Here is a 21,212-nt window from a genome sequence, read left to right on the forward strand (position 1 = left end):
CTTATGATAAGAGATAAAAATAAAGGAAAACAAATATAATATTATAACTTTAGAAAAGTGTTTACATTTTAGCTTTAATCAAATGTTTTAAATATATTCCTTATGATTAATTTAGGAAAAATATAAGAATCTTAAAAATAAGAAAGGGACCCTGTAAATCAATATAATTTGCAAGGTTCCATTTTATTTTATTCAAATAATCAATTTAAAATTTTTATTAATTAATTTTCGTAAAGTATATCAATTTAAAAGAAAGTAATAGGACATTCATTCTTTCCGTTTACCAATATAACTTGATAAATTAAATTAGAATATTATATATAATAACTTTTTATAGTGCATAAAATGAACGTCCCTTTTTGCATTTACTTAAATCCAATATTATATTATATATTTAATCTTTAACTACTTTAATTTTGTGAAAAAAACTATATTTTTGTAATAAAAAATAGAAAATTTTTTTAAATAAATTAGAATTAAAATCTAAGAAGAAAACGTTTAATATTATTGTTGACTTTTTAATCTTCTTTTCATATAATAAAAGAAAAGGTAATTACCATGCGTCTAAGCTTGTAAAAATAAAGCTTTTACTTGGTGTGAAAGTTAGGACTTTAAAGCTTAGCTAAAAAACAAGGAGATTTTATGAAAAATAGCAAAAATAGGTCTAGATTTATTTTCTTTGGTCTATTGCCAGCCTTTATTCTTTATTTATTATTTATGGTATATCCTACATTCAATGTATTTAAAGAATCCCTATTTAAAACAGGAGGACTTTCAGGTAATAAGACATTTGTAGGTCTAGATAACTTCAAAATTTTAGTCAAAGATCCAAATTTTGTTAGGGCAAGTCAAAATACAATTTTTCTTATAGTTATAGTTACAATAGTTACTATGGTTATGGCAATTGTTTTCGCATCAATTTTGACACGTGAATCATTTAAGGGGCAAAACGTATTCAGGATTATTTTCTATATTCCAAATATTTTATCTATTGCAGTTATAGCATCAATCTTTGCAGTAGTTTATGGCATGGATGAAGGTCTTATAAATGGACTTTTAAGACTTATAAATCCAGGAAGTGAGAATATATCTTTCTTGGGAGATAGACTCAAGGTTGTTTACTCAATTGGTTTTGCCATGATCTGGCAAGCGATTGGATATTATATGGTTATGTATATGTCAACTATGAGTCAGATTCCAGAACACCTATATGAAGCAGGAAAGCTTGATGGAGCTAGTAGGATTAGACAATTTTTTGATATAACCCTACCTCTTACATGGCAAACAATAAGAACAACCCTTACATTTTATGTAATAAGTAATATAAATATAGCCTTCCAAATCATAAAGGCTTTAACAGGCGGAGGACCAGATGGGGCAAGTTTAACCCTTTTAAACTACCAATATGAACAAGCCTACACCAATTCAGCCTTTGGTTATGGACTTGCTATAGGAGTTGTAGTATTTTTATTCTCCTTTATCCTATCAGCTATAGTGCATAGGTTAACTAAAAGAGATCTAATCCAATATTAGGAGTGAGCAATGAAAGAAAAATCAAAACTATTTAAGGTATTTATATATTTTTGCCTGATAGTAATGGCACTATCTATCCTCATACCAGTTATGTGGGTGTTCATGTCATCACTTAAGACAAATCCAGAATTTTATCAAAATCCATGGAAACTTCCAGCAAGCTTTTACCTAGACAATTTCAAAGATGCTTGGGAAGCTGCAAATATGGGAGAGTTTTTCCTAAATTCAGTTATGGTTACATTCTTAGGATTAGTGATACTTTTAGCAATTTCCCTACCAGCATCCTATATACTTGCTCGTATGGAATTTAGAGGAAAGTCAATAATTAGCACCATACTTAAAGCAGGTCTTTTTATTAACCTTTCCTATATAGTAATTCCAATATTTATGCTTTTAAGAGATTTAAATAAGATGATAAACCAAGGACCCTTATCAAATGTTATGGGAGGAGCTTTCCTATTAAATAACAGGTTAGTTCTAGCCCTTATTTATGCAGCAACTGCAGTTCCTTTTACAGTTTATCTACTCACAAATTTCTTCTCATCTATTTCAAAATCTTACGAAGAAGCAGCTTATATAGATGGAGCAGGCTACTTTAGAACCATGGTTGATATAATGATTCCAATGGCAAAACCAGCTGTTATAACAGTAATATTATTTAATTTCTTGTCATTTTGGAATGAGTATATTCTAGCCCTAACCCTTATGACAGACCAAACTAAAAAAACTCTACCAGTAGGTCTTATTAACCTACAACAAGCAGCAAGAGGGGCTGCAAATTATGGTAGACTTTATGCAGGACTCGTAATTGTAATGATACCAACTTTAATAATGTATATACTAGTACAAAAACAACTTACAGAAGGAATGATGATAGGAGGAGATAAAGGATAATGACTAATCAAAATAAACTATGGGGAAGGTTAACCCTTCCTAGTGAAGAAAATTTCTATAATGAAACTTTGGAAATGCTTGATAAACTTAAGGCAGATGCTATAAGAGATTCTGACGGAACAAAGCTTCCCGATGAGATTAAAGATATAGAAGATGTAGATATATATACAACCTACTTTACAGTAAGAGATATAAATGACTTTGCTGAAAAAAACTTAGATGAGGCTATTAGACTTTATCTTTCAAGTGAATTCAAAACTGCTACATCTGAAAGTCTTGAAATAGATCTACTTGAAGACTACTATGATGAGCAAATCAAAATCGATTACAAATCAGACTATAAAAAATACTGGGAAGTAAGAGATAGGACAACAGGGAAAGTTGTTGATATAAATGATTGGACCCTAGATAAAGATAAGGTCATTATAAAAACCATACCCTTTCACGACTATTCAGTTTCCTTCCTAGCCTTTGGCATTTGGGATCCAACTCAAATGTATAATTATATAACAAATGATTGGAAAGATGTCCCTCACCACATACCAATGGATGTAAGAGGGGAGAAAACATCAAAATACGTAGAAGAAGCTCTAGAAAAGTGGCTTATAGAAAATCCTAAAACTGATATAGTTAGGTTTACAACATTTTTCTATCATTTTACCCTAGTATTTAACAAAGAGGCTAAGGAAAAATATGTAGACTGGTTTGGATACCTTCATACAGTATCTCCAAATGCCTTAGATAAATTTGAAGCTCAATATGGTTATAGACTATCTCCGGAAGTATTTATAGATGAAGGATATTACAATTCAATGTATAGGAAACCTTCTAAAGAATTTCTAACCTATATAGATTTTGAATCAAAATTTGTAGCTGAGAGGGCAAAAAGACTAGTAGACTTAGTTCACAAATATAACAAAAAAGCTGTAATGTTTTTGGGAGATTCATGGATTGGAATAGAGCCTTTTGGCAAATATTTTAAAGAAATTGGTCTTGATGGAGTGGTAGGTAGTGTTGGAGATGGAATAACTTTAAGACTAATATCCGATATAGACACACAAATGAAAGAGGGAAGATTTTTACCATACTTTTTCCCAGATACCTTTTATGAAGGAAATGATCCATCAATTGAGGCAAGAGATAATTGGATAAAGGCAAGAAGAGCACTTCTAAGAAGTCCATTAGATAGGATTGGATATGGTGGATACTTATCCCTTGCCTACAAATTTAAAGACTTTACAGACTATATAGCAAATATTGCTGATGAATATAGGCTAATCTATAATAAAATTTCAGAAAAGATTCCAAAGGTAAGTGCCAAAGTTGCAATACTAAACTCATGGGGTGAGATAAGACGTTGGGGTTCACACATTGTAGCCCATGGTAAAAGATTTAAACTTGCTTACTCCTATATGGGACTTATGGAAGCCTTATCAGGTATGGATGTAGATGTATCCTTTATAAACTTTGATGATTTAAAAGAAAAAGACCTTAATGAATTTGATGTGATAATAAATGCTGGAGATGCCTACACAGCATTTTCTGGAGCTGATTATTTTTCTGATAGTAAAATAATCGAAAAATTACGTTCTTATGTTTATAATGGTGGAGGATTTATTGGGGTTGGAGACCCATCAGCATATCAAAAAAATGGCAAATTTTTCCAACTTAGGGATGTCCTTGGTCTTGATGTAGAATGTGGATTCTCACAAGGAAGAAACAAGTATTTCACAAAAGTAGAAGACTCCCACTTTATACTTGAGGATGTAATAGGAAAGATAGACTATGGAGAAGGAAAAGAAAATGTATATGCCATAGATAAGGATACAAGAATTCTAGACTATTACAATGAAGGTGTAAGAATGGCTACAAGAGACTATGGCAAGGGAAGAAGTTTCTATATGGCAGGATGTCCATATTCTTTTCAAAATACAAGGATTATAAAAAGAGCCATCATGTATGTATCTCATAAGGAAGATGAACTTAAAAAATACTTTGCAGAAAGTATATATGCAGAAGTTGCAGCTTTCAAAGGCCTTGATGAGTATTGTATTATAAACAACTCTAATAAGGATATAGAAACAAAAGTATATGATAAAGATGGAAATGTAAAAGATTTAAGTCTTAGATTAGGCGAGATAAAGTGGATTAAGGAGTAGTTATGGATTATTATAAAAAGAAAAAAATGGCCAATTTAATTTTGGGTCTAATTTTCATAATAGCTGTAATTTTACAATTTATAGGACATGCTACTACTGGATATAAGTATTTATTTATCCAAATAATATCACTTGGATTACTATTGCTAGATCTTTACTTATATAACAGGAGATTTTCATAAGAGGGGAAAAATGGCAGGATTAACATTTAAAAACATTTATAAAATATATGATGGCGGAGTAGAAGCTGTAAAAGATTTCAACTTAGAGATAAAAGACGAAGAATTTATAGTTTTTGTAGGACCATCAGGTTGTGGTAAGTCTACAACTCTAAGAATGGTAGCAGGACTAGAAGATATATCAAAAGGTGAGCTTTATATAGGAGATAAGCTTGTAAATGATGTAGAACCAAAGGATAGGGATATAGCTATGGTTTTTCAAAATTATGCCCTCTACCCTCAGATGACTGTAAGAGAAAACATGTCCTATGCCCTAAAGCTTAAAAAATATCCCAAAGACCAAATTGATACCAAGGTTGATCAAGTAGCCAAGGTTTTAGGACTTGAAGAATACCTAGAAAGAAAGCCACAAGCCCTTTCCGGTGGACAAAGACAAAGGGTGGCCTTAGGACGTGCCATAGTTCGTGATCCACAAGTATTCCTAATGGATGAGCCTTTAAGTAACCTTGATGCCAAACTAAGAGTACAAACTAGAGCAGAAATTTCAAGACTACATGAGCAATTAGATACAACCTTTATCTATGTAACCCACGACCAAACAGAAGCCATGACAATGGCAGATAGGATTGTCATAATGAATAAAGGACAAATCCAACAAGTAGCAAGTCCAACAGAAGTATATCAACATCCTATTAACCTTTTTGTAGCAGGATTTATTGGATCTCCTCAGATGAATTTCATAAATACTAGTATAATAAAAGAAGATGGATTATACTTTGCTAAAAATGAATCTAATAAGCTTCCAATAGATATAGTAAAAGGTCAAAAATTAGAAGAGCTTGGCTACTTAGATAAAGGAGTAATACTTGGCATAAGACCAGAACATCTTTATGACCAAAAAAGAGTAACCCCTTGTCAGTTAGAAGGAGAAGTTACCTTTACAGAAATGCTTGGAAGCGAGCAATATGTTTACCTAAATAGTAAAAAAGATAAGTATTTAGCAAAACTTAATATGGATAATCCTATTAGAAAGGCAGATGTGGTAAAATTATACTTAGATCAAGAAAGAATGCATTTCTTTGACCCACAAACAGAAATTAATATTTTAGAAAACTAAAGGATGGTATATGAAAAGAATACTTATAACAGGCGGAGCAGGATTTATTGGCTCACATATAGCAGTAGAGCTTTTAGACAATAATTTTGAAGTTGTAATCTATGACAACCTCTCAAATTCGTCAGTAGAAAGCTTAAAAAGAGTAGAAAAAATTACAGGAAAAGATTTAAAATTTTATGAAGCTGATGTTCTCGATAAAGAGAAAATAAAAGAAGTTTTAATAAATGAAAGAATAGATGTAGTAATTCACTGTGCAGCCCTTAAGGCAGTTGGGGAAAGTGTAAAAAAACCACTTGAATACTATCAAAATAACATAACTGGAACTCTTACTCTTATAGAAGCTATGAAAGAAGTCAATGTTAAAAATATAGTATTCTCATCATCAGCAACAGTTTATGGAGATCCTAAAACTTGCCCCATAACAGAAGATTTTCCAAAAGGTGAATGTACTAACCCTTATGGATGGTCTAAGTCCATGATGGAACAAATAATGACAGATCTTTATGTATCTGACAATGAATGGAAAGTAATCCTACTTAGGTACTTTAATCCAATAGGAGCCCACAAGTCTGGACTTATAGGAGAAGATCCAAAGGGCATTCCAAATAACCTCATCCCTTATATAACAGGAGTTGCAATAGGAAAATATGACTATGTTCACGTATTTGGAGATGATTATGATACTAAAGACGGCACAGGAGTAAGAGACTACATCCATGTAGTTGACCTTGCTAAAGGTCATGTTAAGGCAATAGAGGCTATGGATAAGCTCTCAGGAGTGGAAATATTTAACCTTGCTACAGGAGAAGGATATTCAGTTCTTGAAATGATAGAGGCCTTTGAAAAGGCAAGTGGAGTGAAAATTCCATATAAAATAGAAGATAGGCGTGAAGGAGACATTGCAAAATGTTATGCTTCAGCTAAAAAAGCAGAAGATATCCTAGGCTGGGTATGTGAAAATGACTTAGAGGATATGTGTGAAGATTCTTGGAGATGGCAAAAGAACAATCCTAATGGATATGAGGAGGCATAAATGAGTACAAGTTTAGTAATACTTGCAGCTGGAATTGGTTCAAGATATGGAAAAGGAGTAAAGCAACTTGCCAAGATGGATGATTTTGGTCATACAATAATGGACTATTCAATCTATGATGCAAAAAAAGTTGGATTCGATAAGGTAGTCTTTATCATAAGAGATGAAATAGAAAGGGACTTTAAAGAAGTTATAGGAGAAAGAATAGAAAAATTAATAGATGTAGAATATGCCTTCCAAAAACAAGAACTTCCAGAAGGATTTGAAGTTCCAAAAAATCGTCTTAAACCTTGGGGTACAGTCCCAGCTGTTATAGATGCCAAAGAATTTATAAACGAGCCATTTTTAATAATAAATGCAGATGACTATTACGGTAGGGAAGTCTTCAAGCTAATGTATGACTACCTAAATAACCCGGAAATTATAGAAAAAAACAAGAAAAAATTACAAGTTTCTATGGCAGGCTATAAATTAAAAAATACCCTATCAAAAAATGGGGTAGTAAATAGGGGAATATGCTTAGAAAATGAAGACCATATGTTAATAGATATTAAAGAAACCCATGGTATAGAAAATAAAGATGGAAAAGTGCTTTCTAAGGAAAATCATCCTGAAGATTTCCTAAACCTAGACTCTTTAGTTTCAATGAATGTATGGGCAGCCTTCCCAGAATTCATAGAAATAAGTGAAAAATACTATAAAAACTATTTAGAAAAAAATAGGGATAGACTAATAGATGCAGAATATATCCTACCTAATATGATTGGAGAATTTTTAGAAGATGATATAGCAGAAGTTAAAGTAATTCCTACAAATGATAAGTGGATAGGAATAACCTACAAGGAAGACTTAAAACCAGCCCAAGAAGAATTCAAAAAAATGTTTAAGGATGGAGTATATAAAGAAAATCTATGGGAGATTTAAATGGCAGAAGTTGTACTTACAAGAATAGATGATAGGCTTTTACATGGTCAAGTTTCAAAAAAATGGCTAAATGAAGTAAAGGCTAATACAATAATAGTAGCAGATGATAAAATAGCAGAAGATAGTGAGAAAATAAAAATCCTAAATGTGGCAACACCTATAGGAATAAAATCATATTTTCTTTCTATAGCTGATGCAATAGATAAATTAAAACACTTAGAAGAAGATATAAGAGCTATACTTTTAGTAGAAAATACCAAATCTGCATTAGAAATTATAGATAAGGGTTTAAATATAGATAAAATAAACTTAGGAAATCAAAGAAGAAGAATAGATACAAAAGAAATTACCCAATCAATCTACTTGAAAGATGAAGAGATAAAAGATTTAGAAAAAATAGAAGAAAAAGGTATAAAAGTTATGATTCTTACCCTTCCAGAGGATAAGTTAATAAAAGTTTCTGATATAAATTAAGAAAAAGGCTTCTGCAAGATTTTGCAAAAGCCTAATTTTATATATTATTATATTTATAGTTAAGATAGGTAAAGTCTATATTTATAAATATAAGATTTAAATACCTATAATTTGAGTAAAATAGTTAATTTATATTTAATCATAATGACCCTATCTTTTAAAATTTACTAAAATATAGATATATGTAGAAAAATTATTAATAAGGGTAATAATATATAAGTAAATATCTCATTAAAAGCGAGGGAAAATGAACAATATTTTAAAAAAATCAAGCTACTATGAAGTCTTTGTTGAGTCTTTTTTTGACCATGATAATGACGGAATAGGAGATATAAAAGGATTACAAAATAAATTATCTACAATTAGTCAGATTGGATTTACCTATTGCCTAATACATAATATTTTTTATGAAAATGAAAATTCATATAATTTTTATAAGCTAAAAAAAGAATTGGGAGAAGAAGATGACATAGAAAACCTATGTAAAAAAGCTAAAGAAATTAGGATGAAAATAATCCTAGATTTTAGCTTTCGTGACCTGATTAAATCTTATAAGATAGATATTTTTAAGGATGAATTTTTAGATATAATATCTTATTGGAAAAACAAGGGAGTAAAGGGCATAAGACTTAATGATGTTGATCTTTTCTTTGAAAGATTTGGAGATAATTCTTCTAGTATTTTAAAAGAAATAAAGTCTTTTTGCGAAGAAAATAAATTGATATTTATAATAGGAGTAAGAGATGTTTCCCTAATTGATGATGAAAATCTTTCTGATATAGTCTATATATCAAATATAAATTCTATAATAGAAAAAAATAACTATAGGAAATATTACGAACTTTTGGATAAACTTCAAAAAAATACAGAGGAAAAATATATCCACTATGGTATAGATTTAACAAATCTTTATTATCCTAGGCTAATTGATAAAATTCTTGATGATGAAGATGAGTCACATGATTTTATGAAGGCTCTTTATATCCTATTATTTTCTCTTAAAACCCTACCTTTCGTTTTTCAAGGCGAAGAGATTGAAGCAAGAAGTGAATATTATATTGATATAGCTAAGATAAATGACAAAAAGATAAAAGCTAGATATAAAATTCTTAAAAATAAGGATTTAAGTGAAGATGATATTATAAAGAAGATTAAAAAAACCACTAGCCTATCTAGTAAACTCCCTTTAAGGTGGGAGATGACAGATTTGGGAGGATTTTCAAAAGTTGAAAATTACTATGGGTCTATGGTAAATTATAACAATTCCTACAAGGAGGACTTAAAGAACTTAAATTCATTTTTATACTACATTCATGAACTTATAATGATGAGAAAAATTAATTCAATTTATGGACTAGGTTCTTATGAGAAAATTTATTTTGATGAAAGTGCCTATATCTTTAAAAGATTTTTCAAAGATGAGGAATTTATGGTCTTAGTAAATCTTTCAGATGACTTTGTCCTAATAGATGAAAAAATAGCAGAAGAGATAAAAGATGCCGAAATTATCCTAAATAACAAAAGAGACTTTGAACCTGAGGCCTTAGATATATACCAAGCGTTAATTTTAAAATTGTAAAACTTTATAGACTAATTAAAAGACAGGTTTTAAGTCCTGTCTTTTAGGATTTTAATCTTTTATAGTAGTACCGGAATCATCAGGCTTGTTGGTATTTAGTATTTTTATAGTAATATTCTTATCCATAACTGGAGCTATGGCATCCTTTTGATAGACACTTGCTCCAGAATTTATTATTTTTTCAAGATCCTTATACTTGAGTTTTTCTATCTTTTTGGCAGTTTTGTCTATGTTGGGATCTGCTGTCATAATCCCAGAAACATCAGTCCAATTTTCATAGACAGATGAGTCTAAGGCTGATGCCAAAATTGATCCAGTATAATCAGAACCTCCTCTTTCAAAAGTTTTTATATGACCATCTTTATTTCCATAAAATCCCGGAACAACCACCTTCATTCCAGCTCTTATATTTTTTCTTATAGCCTCTGTTGTCCTTTCAAAATTAACCTTATTATCTTCGTCAAAATATATTAAATCTTTGCTATCTATAAAATCATAATCAAGGTAGAGGGCAAGGATTTTAGCATTTAAGTACTCGCCACGAGATAGGTTAAAGTCCTTATTTAAAGACTCTGACACACTTATAATACAATCATCTATCTCTTTTTTTATATTTTTATTAAGGTCTAAGTCATCTACAATTTCATAAAATCTTTCCCTTATCTTTTCTAAGATTTTATTTTTAATCTCAATTTCTTCATTTTTTACCTTACTTAGTCTTAGTATTTCCTTATCTATATTATTTATCTTCTCATTTGACTCGCTAGCTTTTATAAGAAGGTCGGTTACCTTTATATCGTAAGGATTTCTCTTTCCAGGTGCAGATACGACTATTACATTCCTATCGTCTTTTTTATTAATAATTTCCTTAACTCTCCTAAATTGACCCGCATCAGAAAGCGATGAGCCACCAAACTTTGATACTGACTTCTCTTTTATGGAATCTAGCCTATAAGGTGTATTTTGGTATACTGCATAATTTATCCAATTTGAGAAAAAAAGACTTGCTGCTGATTTCCAGCTCATATTTATCTTATCGCTATCTTTAAAATAATAATTTACAGGTTTTTTAGCATCTAATCCATTTTTTAAATCTCTCTTATATTCCCTATCAAGAGTATATTTATTATATTCGAAGTGTCCTAGGCTAAAGATAAACCTATAATCACAGCTTGCAGCAAGACTTAGGCCAACCTCATCACTTTCACCTAAAATTTTCAAATCATCTACAAGCTCTATATCCTTTGGATCAATTCCTTTGTACCTTGATTGAGGTATGTTAAAGACGTCATCAAAGCCATCCAAAAGCCTAGATTCACTTTCCTTAAAGAAAGGATAAACACCAAATATTTTCTCCTTATAAGAAAAACTATCTATATGGTAGAAATAGTTAAGAGCTGCAAGGGATGCCCAACAGATAAAAATAGTAGAAAAGACATTCTCCCTAGCATAGTCAAATATCATTTTTAGCTCATCCCAATATTTTATATCAGAATAGTCAAGATTTTCTATGGGAGCGCCTGTAATTATCATTCCATCATATTTCTCGTTTTTTATATCTTCATATGACTTATAGAGCTTATTTAATCTTTCATAATTGGAGTGTTTATTTATATATGAATCAGTTCTTATAAAGTCAACCTCTATCTGGAGTGCATGATTTGATATAAGCTTAAGAAGGTCAATTTCTGTCTCTTCCTTATTAGGCATAAGATTTACTATGGCAATCTTTAAAGGCCTTATGTCCTGACTTTTTGCCCTAGATTTATCAATGGTAAAAATGTCTTCTTTTTCTAAAATTTCCTTTTTAATTAATTCTTCAGATAATATAACTGGCATAATATTCCTTTCTATATACAAAAAAGAGCCTTCAACCAAAGGACGAAGACTCGTGTTACCACCTTATTTTTCTAATATCTCACGATAATAGACTTAGTAGGTATCAAACAATACCATCTGCTATAAGGGGCATACCCCTAGCAAGCTACATATCGCAAGCCAACAATAAAAGGCCATCTTCACTTACAAAAAATCTACTTATCTCACCACAACTAAGCTCTCTTAAATCATCTTTATAAGTTACTCTTCTTTTTTATGTTCTGATTTATTTTTATATATATTATCATAATAAAAAAATTAAGTCAATATAATTAAATAATATTTTGCAATAAAGCCTAAGTTAATCAAATTTAATAACATATAAAAATAAGTATAAAGTAATAAAAAACAAACATTTATAAACAAATACCATTTTGATAAATTCACCTTAGTCGGTATTATAATATATAGAAAGTACAAGGAGAAGAAGATGTTTTATAAAGCAGATTATGTAATATTAGAAGACAGTGTTGGAGAAGAATTATATATAGAAGTTGAAAATGCAAAAGTAAAATCAATTTCAAAAAATGAACCAGAAGAATATGAATACTTAGAAGGAATCCTTGCTCCAGGTCTTGTAGATACTCATATCCATGGTTACAAAAATAAGGATATAATGAATGCTGAAAAAGGAGCGCTAAATGTAATAAGTGAGGGACTTTTAGAATGTGGAGTTACATCATTTTTACCAACAACTCTTACAGATACAACAGAGAGACTAAATGATGCAGTAAAACTTGTAGGAGATGAATACAAGGATGTAACAGGTGCTAAAGTTCGTGGAATATTCCTAGAAGGACCATTTTTTACAGAAAAATACAAGGGTGCTCAAAATGAAAAATATATGTCAGATCCTGATATAGAAAAGCTTAAAAAATGGAAAGAATTGTCAAATGGACTTGTAAATAAAATTGCCCTAGCTCCAGAAAGAAAAGGAGTAAAAGACTTCATTAAAAAAGCTAATGCTATGGGAGTAAAAGTTGCCTTAGGACATTCTGATGCAAGTTATGATGAGGCTATGGAAGCAATTGATGCAGGAGCTAATATCTTTGTTCACACCTTCAATGGTATGAGTGGACTTCACCATAGATTGCCAGGAATGGTGGGAGCAGCCATGAATTCTGATGCTTATTCAGAACTAATTTGTGATGGTCATCATGTAAACCCAGCATCAGCTGAAATTCTTATAGATAAAAAAGGCTATGATAGAATTGTCCTAATTACAGATTGTATGATGGCAGGTGGTATGGCAAATGGTAATTATAAACTTGGAGAATTTCCAGTTAAGGTAGAAAATGGTACAGCAAGACTAGAATCAGGCTCCTTGGCTGGTTCAATCTTAAAACTTAAAGAAGCTGTTAAAAATGTTTATGATTGGGATATAGTAGATGTTTATGAAGCAGTTCAAATGGCAAGTTTAATGCCAGCTAAATCTGTAGATATAGATGATGTATGTGGAAAGATAAAGGTAGGCTATGATGCAGACTTTATCTTGCTAGATGATGAACTAAATCTAAAAGCAACTTTCCTAAATGGAGAGAAAAGATACGAGATATAGAAAATAATATAAGATAAAATATTGTAGAAAGTATTAATACTTGGAAATTTGCAATTAAAACACAAGACTTTAAGAATAAATAAAGGGGCTGTTGCAAAATGAATTAATCGTTGCAATATCATTTCAAGTCCCTCTACGACAATTTGGCCTCCATGAGCCGGCAGGCTATTCTCAAATTGTCTAGGAGTAACTTGAAATGATGCAACGATAGAAATTCATAATTTTGCAACAGCCCCTTAAATAATATAAAGTTATTTCCTTACTTTATAAAATCCTATATTATTGTATTGCTTTCTAAATACCATCTTCAAAATCATCTGTATTTATATTGTTTTCTTCCGATTTATATGAAACTATTGATTCTCTTCCTATATTTAATATATCATCAACACATTCGTCAATATTATTTCCCTCACTATTTATAGCTTGAAATAAAAGAGCAAAGTTTAGACCTGCCAAAACTCTCACATTATCAAATTCACCTAAAGTCATTACTGCTCTATTAAAAGGGGTTCCACCAGCTAAGTCTGCCAAAACTATAACATTATCATATTCCTTTAATGATTCGTAATTTTCTTTAAGTTTTTTATCGAAGAGATTTAAGTCATCATTTTCTTTGAATTCTTGTATTCTTACATTATCAAAGTCACCAGCTATCATTTTAATAGCTGAGTAAATTCCACTAGCAAGTGAGGCGTGACTTACTGCTATTACTGCATTTGTCATTAAAATACTCCTATATATGCACCAACAATTCCAAGAACTAGTAAAAATCCGATACATTTAATAGGTGTCCATTTTCTCTTAGTCAATAAGAAGAATAATAAAAGTGTAATAGAAAGTGGAACAAGATCAGGAATTATTCCATCTAGCACTTCTTGGATTTTAACCTTTACTGGTTGTTCTTCATATGTGTTAAATTCTATTTCTGATTTTCCATTTCCTAAATCTCTTATTACTGCACCATCATTTAACTCTTTTTTCTCCTTATCCTTGTATAATAGATCATCATATTGAGATATTTCATTATTATTTACGATAGTATCTACAAGTACAGGAGTATTTGTTGTACCATTGTCTACTTCAAGAGCTATTGATGTATCCCCATATACACTTACAAGTGCTCCAACAACTATAACACCAAGGATTGATGCAGCTCTTGTAAATTCTTTTGCATTTTCAGTCAAGATATCAATTGCAGACTCACCCATTTTATATGACCAATTCATTAGCCAGAATCTTAGGGCAAATTGACAAATATTAAACACTGTAAAAAATAGAATCGGTCCAGCTATAGAACCCTGTAATGCCATATTAGAAGAAATTCCTGCAACTATCGGCACAAGTGTAAACCAGAAAATAGCATCTCCAATGCCACCCAAAGGTCCCATTGCTGCAACTCTTACGGCTCTTATTGTTGGTATTTCAACTTTATTTTGTTCAAGAGAAAGTATAATACCCATAACAAATGTAACAAGGAAAGGGTGAGTATTGAAAAACTCAAGGTTATGTGTCATAGATTTTGACAAGTCTTCTTTGTTAGTGTGTATTTTTTCAAGACCTGGCAAAATTGAATATAACCATCCTCCAGCTTGCATTCTTTCATAGTTAAAAGATGCTTGTAGAAAAAGTGATCTCCAAACCATCTTATTTAAAGTTTTTTGATCTAGCTTTGGACTAGGGTTAGTGTCCTTATAAGAGTTCATATCATTATATTCCATCTTCTTCTCCTCCTTCGAAACCTCCACTAACACTTGCACTCTTTAGTTTTAAGTGGATTTGATAATCCCAGAAAGCAAGAGCAAAGCCAATAAGTGAAATGATTAATAAAGCTGATCCTGATAAAGAATCATTTGCCATAACTATAACTGCAAGGGAAAATCCAACAAAGAAAAATCCCCAAAGATCTTTTGACACCATAAGTCTTAATAAAACTGCAAAACCAACAAACTTCATCATTCCACCAGCTACTCCAAGTCCATGCATTAGAGTTTCTGGAATTTTTTCGGCAAGTTTTGCTCCGAAAGATGAACCAGCTATAAAGAATAATACTACTATTATTCCAAAAATAGTTCCTAAAAGAGCCATAGATAAGTAATTAATCCTTTCTATTCCCTTAGGGTTAGCTTCTTTGGCATATTGATCAGCCTTTGACATAACAGGACTCATTAAAGTAAATATAATTGTAACACCATATTGTCCTAAAAGGGCAAATGGAATAGCAGCAGCTGCAGCTGCGTTTGGACTAAGCCCTGATGTAATTGCAAAAATTACAGCAACAATACCGCCTATAATTGCATTTGGAGGTTGAGCTCCACCTACAGGCATATTTCCTATAGTCATCAATTGGTAAGTTGCACCAACAACTAGACCTGTTTGCATATCGCCTAAGATTGCTCCTATAACAGGACCTGTAATAATCGGTTGATATAATGACTCTAGGAAAGAGAATTGGTCGATAGCTACTACGAAAGTAACTAAGAATATTAAAATTATTTGTATTATATTAAAGTTCATTAAATTCTCCTAGATTTTTTATGAAAATAGTTTGTTGACATCCTCTGCTGATTCTGTAGGTACTTTTCTAATCTCTAAATTAACACCTTTTTCCTTTAATTTTTTAAAAGCATCTACATCTGTGTCATCTACTGCAACAACACCTGCTACTTGCCTTTTACCTTCGGCCATGTGCATATTACCTATATTTACATTTGTAATTGGAACACCACCTTCCACAAGCTTTAAAACATCTGATGGACTTTCACATATTATAAATATCTTTTGTCTATCAGCAGCCTTATGAATGGTATCAATGGTTTTTTGAATTGTCCAGTATCTAGTAGCAACTCCAGTAGGAGCAGCCATATTCATGAGATTTTGTCTCATTTTATTTCCTGCAACTTCATCATTTGCAACTAATATTAGATTTGCCCCGATAGCTTTAGTCCATTGAGTTGCAACTTGACCGTGTAATAGCCTATTGTCTATTCTTGTCAATACTATATTTGGCATATAGACTTCCCCCTCTTTAATTTAAAATTTCACTAATTGAGTAACGACTAACCTTGATTTCTACATCCTTGGCAATACTGACAATAACATAGTCTTCTTTCAAAGAAATAACTTCTCCATATATACCATCAGTTAACATGATTTTTTTGCCAGGTTTTAAATTCTTGTGTAAGTCTTCAAAATATTTTTTTTTCTTATTTAAATTCTTGTGGCTTATTATTTGACTTATTAATATAAAAATACTAATAAATGCCAGTAATACCAAGGATGTGACTGCAATATCAGCTAACATTAAACCTCCTTTCATTAAATAAATTTTAATATTTACTAAAAAAGCATTTGTTAAAACATTTTCCCTAATGAAAAAATAAAAAAACAAAAACTCTAAGCCTTTATCTTTTAAATTTGTATATTAAAACATATAAAAGTAAAAGATAAATAGATGTAAATACTAACCTGGTAATTACCATTATTATAATATAATTATATTACTTTGTCAAAGTTTTATAAAAAAATTGATTGTTAAATTTATAAATTTTGCTCAGATAATAATTAGAGAAAAATATTAAAAAGATACAAAAATTATAAATATATATAGAAAGAATATCGCCTAAATTAGAAAATAAAATAAATAAAAAACATATGAAAACGATACAAAACAAGTCTTTAAGCTTCTTTAATAATAAATTTTAAAAAAATATATTAAAATACAAAAAAATTATTATATTATATTTTTATCTCCTCTTATAATATATAATTTTTAAAATTATCTTAGCTCTTTCATTAAAATACAAGTTAGGGAAATGTTTTTTTGAAAATGAAAAGACTGTAAATTTTAATATTCTTATAAAAAGCTATAAACTCCTGTCATAGTCAGTGCTTGCCGGTAATTTTATTTTTATCCTAGATTTTTTTATCCTTATTTAATTAGGGTGTTTTAGCCAAAAAGCCCTATTTAATCAGATTATAATAACTTAGTTTATATAAATTTCATAAATAATTGAAAACTTTTTCAAATTTGGTGTTGACATTTGTTTGAGAATGGTATATTCTTTATATAAAGAACATTAGTAAACAAAAATAAACAAAAAAGAAAAAGGAGGGTTTCGTCATGAAGATATATATATCATCGGACACCAATGGTAAAAGATTAAAAGATATCCTTAAAAATGAGATTGAAAAAATGGGATATGAATATGAGGATTTATCAAAAGATGGTTTTGACTTCGTAGATAGTTCATCTGTTGTATGCGAAAAGCTTTTAGAAGAAAATAGTCAACTAAAAGAAAAAACAGATGATAGCTCAGTAGGAGTTGTAATCGATAACTATGGTGCCGGCTCTTATATGGCATGCTCTAAATTCAAAGGCATAGTAGCTGCCGAAGTATCTGATGAAAGATCAGCACTTATGACAAAAAGACACAATGGTGCAAGAATATTAGTCCTAGGACAAGAAGTTGTAGGTGAAGCTCTTGCAAAAAGTTGTTTAAAGAGTTTTTTAAGCCATGGATATGATGGTGGACGTCATCAAATTAGGATAGACATGCTTAACAAGATGCTATAATACTAACTATATAATTCAAGGAGAAATAATGAAAATAGCTTTAGGTTGTGACCATATTGTCACAAGTTTAAAAATGCAAGTTTCAGACCATTTAAAAAGTCTAGGACATGAGGTAGTCGATGTTGGAACTTACGATAATACAAGAACACATTATCCAATTTATGGGAAAAAAGTTGCAGAACTTGTAGTAAGTGGCAAATGTGATCTTGGAGTAGTTTTATGTGGAACAGGTGTTGGGATATCAACAGCAGTAAATAAAACATTTGGTGCACGTTGTGCCTTGGTTAGGGACTGTATAACAGCCCAATACGCAAGAGAAGAATTAAATGCCAATGTAATTGCCTTCGGTGGAATGATAGTCGGCAAAGATTTAGCTTTAGAAATTGTTGATTCATTTATAAATTCAAAATACAAAGAAACAGAAGAAAACAAAAAATTAATAGATAAATTAATGGCTCTTGAAGATAAATATGATAAAGATAAAGAAAACCAAGTAAACAATGATGAGTTTTTTGATGAATATATCGAAAAATGGAAGAAAGGTTATTATCACGACTAGGTATTAAAATGACTGAACTATTTGATAAAGATTGTATATATGTATCTGATGCAAAAAATAAGGAAGATTTGTTTTATTATATTTATCAAAAGCTTCTAGAAAAATCATTTGTAAAAGAAAACTTTTACGAAATGATTTTAGAAAGAGAGAAGAATTATCCAACAGGTATGGATATGTCTGTTGTTAATCCTAATCTTTCAAACATTGCCATTCCACATACAGAGCCATCTACAGTAAATGTAACAAAAATCATACCTATTAAATTGAAAAATAGTCTTAAATTTAATAATATGATTGAGCCAGATAAAGAGATTTTGGTCGACTTTGCCTTTATGATTTTGAATAAAAGTGGTGGAGAACAAACTAACATATTATCTCAGATAATGGATTTTGTTACAAAAACTGAAGATATTGGGAAAATGTTTGAATCGAACGACGTTGATTATATTTATAATTTTATTAAGGAAAAATTTTAGGAGGAAAAATTATGATTAAAATGTTAGCAGCTTGTGGAGCTGGAGTTAACTCTAGCCATCAAATTAAAAACGCAATGGAAACAGAAATGAAAAATAGAGGTTATGCTTTAAAATGTGATGCAGTAATGGTAAAGGATATCACTGAGGATATGCTAAGCAAATATGATATTTTTGCAAGAATTTCAAAAACAGATTTAGGTTTTGATGTAAAAACTCCTACAGTTGATGCCGGTCCTATTCTTTATAGAATGCCAGCTATGGCTAAACCAGTTTATGATCAAGTTGAAAAAATAATCAAAGAAAACAATTTAAAATAAAATCACAATTCAAAAATGATTTAAGGAGAAAAAGATGAAAGCTATAATTGATTTTGCCAATGTCTTGTTTGGTAATTTTATGGACTTTATGACTCCGGCAGTATTAATGATGATAGTATTAACATTAATATCTGTATTGGTAGGAGTAAAATTTTCGAGGGCTTTAGAAGGTGGTATTAAACTTGCGATAGCGATTACAGCTATTGGAGCAATAATGGGAATATTGACTACTAATTTCTCACAAGCTCTACAACAATTTGTTGAAAGAACAGGAGTAGAGTTAAGTATTACAGATGTAGGTTGGGCACCACTTGCTACAATTACGTGGGGTTCACCATATACCCTATACTTTTTATTGGTAATGATTATTGTAAACTTAGTAATGCTATTTTTAAAAAAGACAAATACATTAGATGTAGATATATTTGATATTTGGCACTTAGCTATTACAGGTCTATTCGCAATATATATGGGAGCAAATTTAATAGTTGCTACAATCTTAGTAATATTTATAGGTGTACTAAAGATTATAAATTCAGATCTTATGAAACCAACATTTAATGACTTATTAGATGCTCCAGAAGACAATCCAATGACAACAACCCACATGAACTACATGATGAATCCTATTGTTATGGTATTTGATAAAATAATTGATAAATTATTTCCATTTTTAGATAAATACGACTTTGATGCTGCAAAACTTAACTCAAAGATTGGCTTCTGGGGTTCAAAATTTGCAATAGGAATTTATCTAGGACTATTTATAGGTATACTAGCTGGAATGCCAATAATTGATACATTTGGTCTTGCATTTACAGCAGCTACATGTTTGGAGCTATTTTCAGTTATAGGTCAATGGTTTATAGAATCAGTAGAACCCCTATCACAAGGAATAGCAGATTTTACTAACAATAAACTTGGTGGACGTAAACTTAACATAGGACTTGACTGGCCATTCGTTGCAGGAAGATCAGAAATGTGGGCAGCAGCAAATATTCTTGCTCCTATTATGTTACTTATGGCTTTAATTTTACCTGGAAATAAAGTTCTACCATTAGGTGGAATCATAGCTATGGGACTTACACCATCACTTTTAGTAGTTACAAGAGGTAAAATTATTAGAATGATTATCATAGGTGTGTTCATGTTGCCAATATTTTTATGGTCAGGCACATTAATTGCACCATATGTAACAGAAGCAGCTAAATCAGTTCATGCCTTCCCAGAAGGATTGCCAAGTACAGCACTAATAACACACTCAACACTTGAAGGACCTATAGAAAAATTTGTAGCTTACTTTGTTGGACTTGCTAATGGACAAGGTGGAAAAATGATTCTTATAGCTCTAGCAGTTATAGCAGTTTATTTACTACTATTCTTGTGGTATAAGAAACAAATGCAATTAAGAAACGAAGAATACAAAAATAATAATAATTAGAATATAAAATTATAAATAATAATTATGAGAAATTACTCTAGAATGAATGCTTAGATTATAGAAAAGTAGATGATATTTGGAAACTTCATCTACTTTTTTATTGCTAAATATTTTGAAAAATGTATTTCTATATGATAATAGCCTACTTTCTAAAAAAGTCTTTAAAGCAGAAAACCTATCATTGTTAAATATATAATATTATTGTATGGACAGCTACAATAATAATTAATTGAAAATTGCTGTAAACTAAGACATATGAAAAGGATATCGCCAAAAAATTTTAAACAATTTTGGGAACTTAAATATGTGAGAATTTTGTTGACTTAAAATATTTTTAGGTATATAATTAAATAAACTTTTAAATATTAATAAAATATTTGTGAATTTTATCGGTTTTTTTAAAATATGTTAGTTTTATAAAAAAACTACATAAGCTTAAGTAAAATGAATTAAAATGCTGAAAAACAATAAACTAACTTAAAGCCCATATAAGCTTCGAACTTATTAAAAAGTTG

Annotated in this window: 21 protein-coding genes; 15 read left to right on the plus strand and 6 right to left on the minus strand. The window is 30.4% G+C overall.

Annotated features, from left to right (window positions below):
• The first annotated feature begins 642 nt into the window (after positions 1-642).
• The 9 genes from SOR60_RS00950 (at position 643) to SOR60_RS00990 (ending at position 9,892) form a co-directional block, all read left to right on the plus strand.
• The gene (locus SOR60_RS00950; RefSeq protein WP_154539735.1) at positions 643-1,533 is read left to right on the plus strand and encodes a carbohydrate ABC transporter permease; all 891 of its coding nucleotides are present in this window, start codon (positions 643-645) and stop codon (positions 1,531-1,533) included.
• A 9-nt stretch (positions 1,534-1,542) separates the two neighbouring features.
• The gene (locus SOR60_RS00955) at positions 1,543-2,427 is read left to right on the plus strand and encodes a carbohydrate ABC transporter permease (RefSeq protein WP_154539733.1); all 885 of its coding nucleotides are present in this window, start codon (positions 1,543-1,545) and stop codon (positions 2,425-2,427) included.
• Positions 2,427-4,586: a 1,3-beta-galactosyl-N-acetylhexosamine phosphorylase gene (gene gnpA / locus SOR60_RS00960; protein ID WP_154539731.1), complete on the plus strand. Its 2,160-nt coding sequence runs from the start codon at positions 2,427-2,429 to the stop codon at positions 4,584-4,586. Before SOR60_RS00955 ends, gnpA begins: the two co-directional genes overlap by 1 nt.
• Positions 4,587-4,588: 2 nt before the next feature.
• Complete coding sequence (locus SOR60_RS00965) at positions 4,589-4,768, plus strand: DUF6903 family protein (RefSeq protein WP_154539729.1); 180 nt, start codon at positions 4,589-4,591, stop codon at positions 4,766-4,768.
• Positions 4,769-4,778: 10 nt separating this feature from the next.
• Entirely contained in the window at positions 4,779-5,882 is a 1,104-nt protein-coding gene (locus SOR60_RS00970; protein WP_320594974.1) for an ABC transporter ATP-binding protein, read from the plus strand.
• 10 nt (positions 5,883-5,892) lie between these two features.
• Positions 5,893-6,915 (plus strand): UDP-glucose 4-epimerase GalE, encoded by a 1,023-nt coding sequence (gene galE / locus SOR60_RS00975; RefSeq protein WP_320594975.1) that lies wholly within the window; start codon positions 5,893-5,895, stop codon positions 6,913-6,915.
• A complete protein-coding gene (locus tag SOR60_RS00980; RefSeq protein ID WP_154539723.1) occupies positions 6,916-7,839 on the plus strand; it encodes a sugar phosphate nucleotidyltransferase in 924 nt (307 codons plus the stop codon). It begins immediately after the preceding gene.
• Entirely contained in the window at positions 7,840-8,313 is a 474-nt protein-coding gene (locus SOR60_RS00985; protein WP_320594976.1) for a PTS system mannose/fructose/N-acetylgalactosamine-transporter subunit IIB, read from the plus strand.
• Between the two features lie 247 nt (positions 8,314-8,560).
• Positions 8,561-9,892, plus strand: a complete 1,332-nt coding sequence (locus SOR60_RS00990) for an alpha-amylase family protein (RefSeq protein ID WP_320594977.1) — start codon at positions 8,561-8,563, stop codon at positions 9,890-9,892.
• A 51-nt stretch (positions 9,893-9,943) separates the two neighbouring features.
• Here the strand turns inward: SOR60_RS00990 and SOR60_RS00995 are convergent, their stop codons facing one another.
• Positions 9,944-11,731 (minus strand): homoserine O-acetyltransferase/O-succinyltransferase family protein, encoded by a 1,788-nt coding sequence (locus SOR60_RS00995; protein WP_320594978.1) that lies wholly within the window; start codon positions 11,729-11,731, stop codon positions 9,944-9,946.
• 469 nt (positions 11,732-12,200) lie between these two features.
• On the opposite strand from SOR60_RS00995, the gene nagA reads away from it, so the two are divergent.
• Positions 12,201-13,328, plus strand: coding sequence for an N-acetylglucosamine-6-phosphate deacetylase (nagA, locus tag SOR60_RS01000; protein WP_154539715.1), 1,128 nt, complete (start codon positions 12,201-12,203; stop codon positions 13,326-13,328).
• A 294-nt stretch (positions 13,329-13,622) separates the two neighbouring features.
• On the opposite strand, the gene SOR60_RS01005 is transcribed toward nagA, so the two are convergent.
• The 5 genes from SOR60_RS01005 to yajC are packed head-to-tail and all read right to left on the minus strand — an operon-like array spanning position 13,623 to position 16,632.
• A complete protein-coding gene (locus SOR60_RS01005; protein WP_154539713.1) occupies positions 13,623-14,054 on the minus strand; it encodes a PTS sugar transporter subunit IIA in 432 nt (143 codons plus the stop codon).
• The gene (locus SOR60_RS01010) at positions 14,054-15,049 is read right to left on the minus strand and encodes a PTS system mannose/fructose/sorbose family transporter subunit IID (protein WP_154539711.1); all 996 of its coding nucleotides are present in this window, start codon (positions 15,047-15,049) and stop codon (positions 14,054-14,056) included. The genes SOR60_RS01005 and SOR60_RS01010 overlap by 1 nt, the downstream gene beginning before the upstream one ends.
• Positions 15,039-15,845 carry a PTS mannose/fructose/sorbose/N-acetylgalactosamine transporter subunit IIC gene (locus SOR60_RS01015; protein ID WP_154539709.1) on the minus strand — a complete coding sequence of 269 codons (807 nt, stop codon included), beginning with the start codon at positions 15,843-15,845 and terminating at the stop codon, positions 15,039-15,041. Before SOR60_RS01015 ends, SOR60_RS01010 begins: the two co-directional genes overlap by 11 nt.
• A gap of 18 nt (positions 15,846-15,863) precedes the next feature.
• Positions 15,864-16,340, minus strand: coding sequence for a PTS N-acetylgalactosamine transporter subunit IIB (agaV, locus tag SOR60_RS01020; RefSeq protein ID WP_154539707.1), 477 nt, complete (start codon positions 16,338-16,340; stop codon positions 15,864-15,866).
• Positions 16,341-16,356: 16 nt separating this feature from the next.
• A complete protein-coding gene (gene yajC / locus SOR60_RS01025) occupies positions 16,357-16,632 on the minus strand; it encodes a preprotein translocase subunit YajC (protein ID WP_154539705.1) in 276 nt (91 codons plus the stop codon).
• A gap of 819 nt (positions 16,633-17,451) precedes the next feature.
• Here yajC and lacA point away from each other — a divergent pair.
• The 5 genes from lacA to SOR60_RS01050 are packed head-to-tail and all read left to right on the plus strand — an operon-like array spanning position 17,452 to position 20,697.
• Positions 17,452-17,904, plus strand: a complete 453-nt coding sequence (gene lacA, locus SOR60_RS01030; protein ID WP_154539703.1) for a galactose-6-phosphate isomerase subunit LacA — start codon at positions 17,452-17,454, stop codon at positions 17,902-17,904.
• Between the two features lie 28 nt (positions 17,905-17,932).
• Entirely contained in the window at positions 17,933-18,463 is a 531-nt protein-coding gene (gene lacB, locus SOR60_RS01035) for a galactose-6-phosphate isomerase subunit LacB (RefSeq protein WP_154539701.1), read from the plus strand.
• Between the two features lie 8 nt (positions 18,464-18,471).
• Positions 18,472-18,939, plus strand: a complete 468-nt coding sequence (locus tag SOR60_RS01040; RefSeq protein ID WP_154539699.1) for a PTS sugar transporter subunit IIA — start codon at positions 18,472-18,474, stop codon at positions 18,937-18,939.
• A gap of 11 nt (positions 18,940-18,950) precedes the next feature.
• Positions 18,951-19,256: a PTS sugar transporter subunit IIB gene (locus SOR60_RS01045; protein ID WP_154539697.1), complete on the plus strand. Its 306-nt coding sequence runs from the start codon at positions 18,951-18,953 to the stop codon at positions 19,254-19,256.
• 34 nt (positions 19,257-19,290) lie between these two features.
• On the plus strand, positions 19,291-20,697 hold the full coding sequence (locus SOR60_RS01050; RefSeq protein WP_154539695.1) for a PTS galactitol transporter subunit IIC: 1,407 nt from the start codon (positions 19,291-19,293) through the stop codon (positions 20,695-20,697).
• Positions 20,698-21,212: the final 515 nt, after the last annotated feature.

It is taken from the genome of Anaerococcus porci (assembly GCF_034090325.1).
Taxonomy (GTDB): Bacteria; Bacillota; Clostridia; order Tissierellales; family Peptoniphilaceae; genus Anaerococcus; species Anaerococcus porci.

What these genes read in the sequence shown, in the direction of transcription:
- SOR60_RS00980 (WP_154539723.1), top strand. Translation starts at nt 6,916, where the DNA reads ATGAGTACAAGTTTAGTAATACTTGCAGCTGGAATTGGTTCAAGATAT.
- SOR60_RS01040 (WP_154539699.1), top strand. Translation starts at nt 18,472, where the DNA reads ATGACTGAACTATTTGATAAAGATTGTATATATGTATCTGATGCAAAA.
- yajC (WP_154539705.1), bottom strand. Translation starts at nt 16,632, where the DNA reads ATGTTAGCTGATATTGCAGTCACATCCTTGGTATTACTGGCATTTATT.
- gnpA (WP_154539731.1), top strand. Translation starts at nt 2,427, where the DNA reads ATGACTAATCAAAATAAACTATGGGGAAGGTTAACCCTTCCTAGTGAA.
- SOR60_RS00970 (WP_320594974.1), top strand. Translation starts at nt 4,779, where the DNA reads ATGGCAGGATTAACATTTAAAAACATTTATAAAATATATGATGGCGGA.
- SOR60_RS01005 (WP_154539713.1), bottom strand. Translation starts at nt 14,054, where the DNA reads ATGACAAATGCAGTAATAGCAGTAAGTCACGCCTCACTTGCTAGTGGA.
- SOR60_RS00985 (WP_320594976.1), top strand. Translation starts at nt 7,840, where the DNA reads ATGGCAGAAGTTGTACTTACAAGAATAGATGATAGGCTTTTACATGGT.
- SOR60_RS00955 (WP_154539733.1), top strand. Translation starts at nt 1,543, where the DNA reads ATGAAAGAAAAATCAAAACTATTTAAGGTATTTATATATTTTTGCCTG.
- SOR60_RS01050 (WP_154539695.1), top strand. Translation starts at nt 19,291, where the DNA reads ATGAAAGCTATAATTGATTTTGCCAATGTCTTGTTTGGTAATTTTATG.
- SOR60_RS01015 (WP_154539709.1), bottom strand. Translation starts at nt 15,845, where the DNA reads ATGAACTTTAATATAATACAAATAATTTTAATATTCTTAGTTACTTTC.
- lacB (WP_154539701.1), top strand. Translation starts at nt 17,933, where the DNA reads ATGAAAATAGCTTTAGGTTGTGACCATATTGTCACAAGTTTAAAAATG.
- galE (WP_320594975.1), top strand. Translation starts at nt 5,893, where the DNA reads ATGAAAAGAATACTTATAACAGGCGGAGCAGGATTTATTGGCTCACAT.
- SOR60_RS00965 (WP_154539729.1), top strand. Translation starts at nt 4,589, where the DNA reads ATGGATTATTATAAAAAGAAAAAAATGGCCAATTTAATTTTGGGTCTA.
- SOR60_RS01010 (WP_154539711.1), bottom strand. Translation starts at nt 15,049, where the DNA reads ATGGAATATAATGATATGAACTCTTATAAGGACACTAACCCTAGTCCA.
- SOR60_RS00995 (WP_320594978.1), bottom strand. Translation starts at nt 11,731, where the DNA reads ATGCCAGTTATATTATCTGAAGAATTAATTAAAAAGGAAATTTTAGAA.
- nagA (WP_154539715.1), top strand. Translation starts at nt 12,201, where the DNA reads ATGTTTTATAAAGCAGATTATGTAATATTAGAAGACAGTGTTGGAGAA.
- agaV (WP_154539707.1), bottom strand. Translation starts at nt 16,340, where the DNA reads ATGCCAAATATAGTATTGACAAGAATAGACAATAGGCTATTACACGGT.
- SOR60_RS00990 (WP_320594977.1), top strand. Translation starts at nt 8,561, where the DNA reads ATGAACAATATTTTAAAAAAATCAAGCTACTATGAAGTCTTTGTTGAG.
- lacA (WP_154539703.1), top strand. Translation starts at nt 17,452, where the DNA reads ATGAAGATATATATATCATCGGACACCAATGGTAAAAGATTAAAAGAT.
- SOR60_RS00950 (WP_154539735.1), top strand. Translation starts at nt 643, where the DNA reads ATGAAAAATAGCAAAAATAGGTCTAGATTTATTTTCTTTGGTCTATTG.
- SOR60_RS01045 (WP_154539697.1), top strand. Translation starts at nt 18,951, where the DNA reads ATGATTAAAATGTTAGCAGCTTGTGGAGCTGGAGTTAACTCTAGCCAT.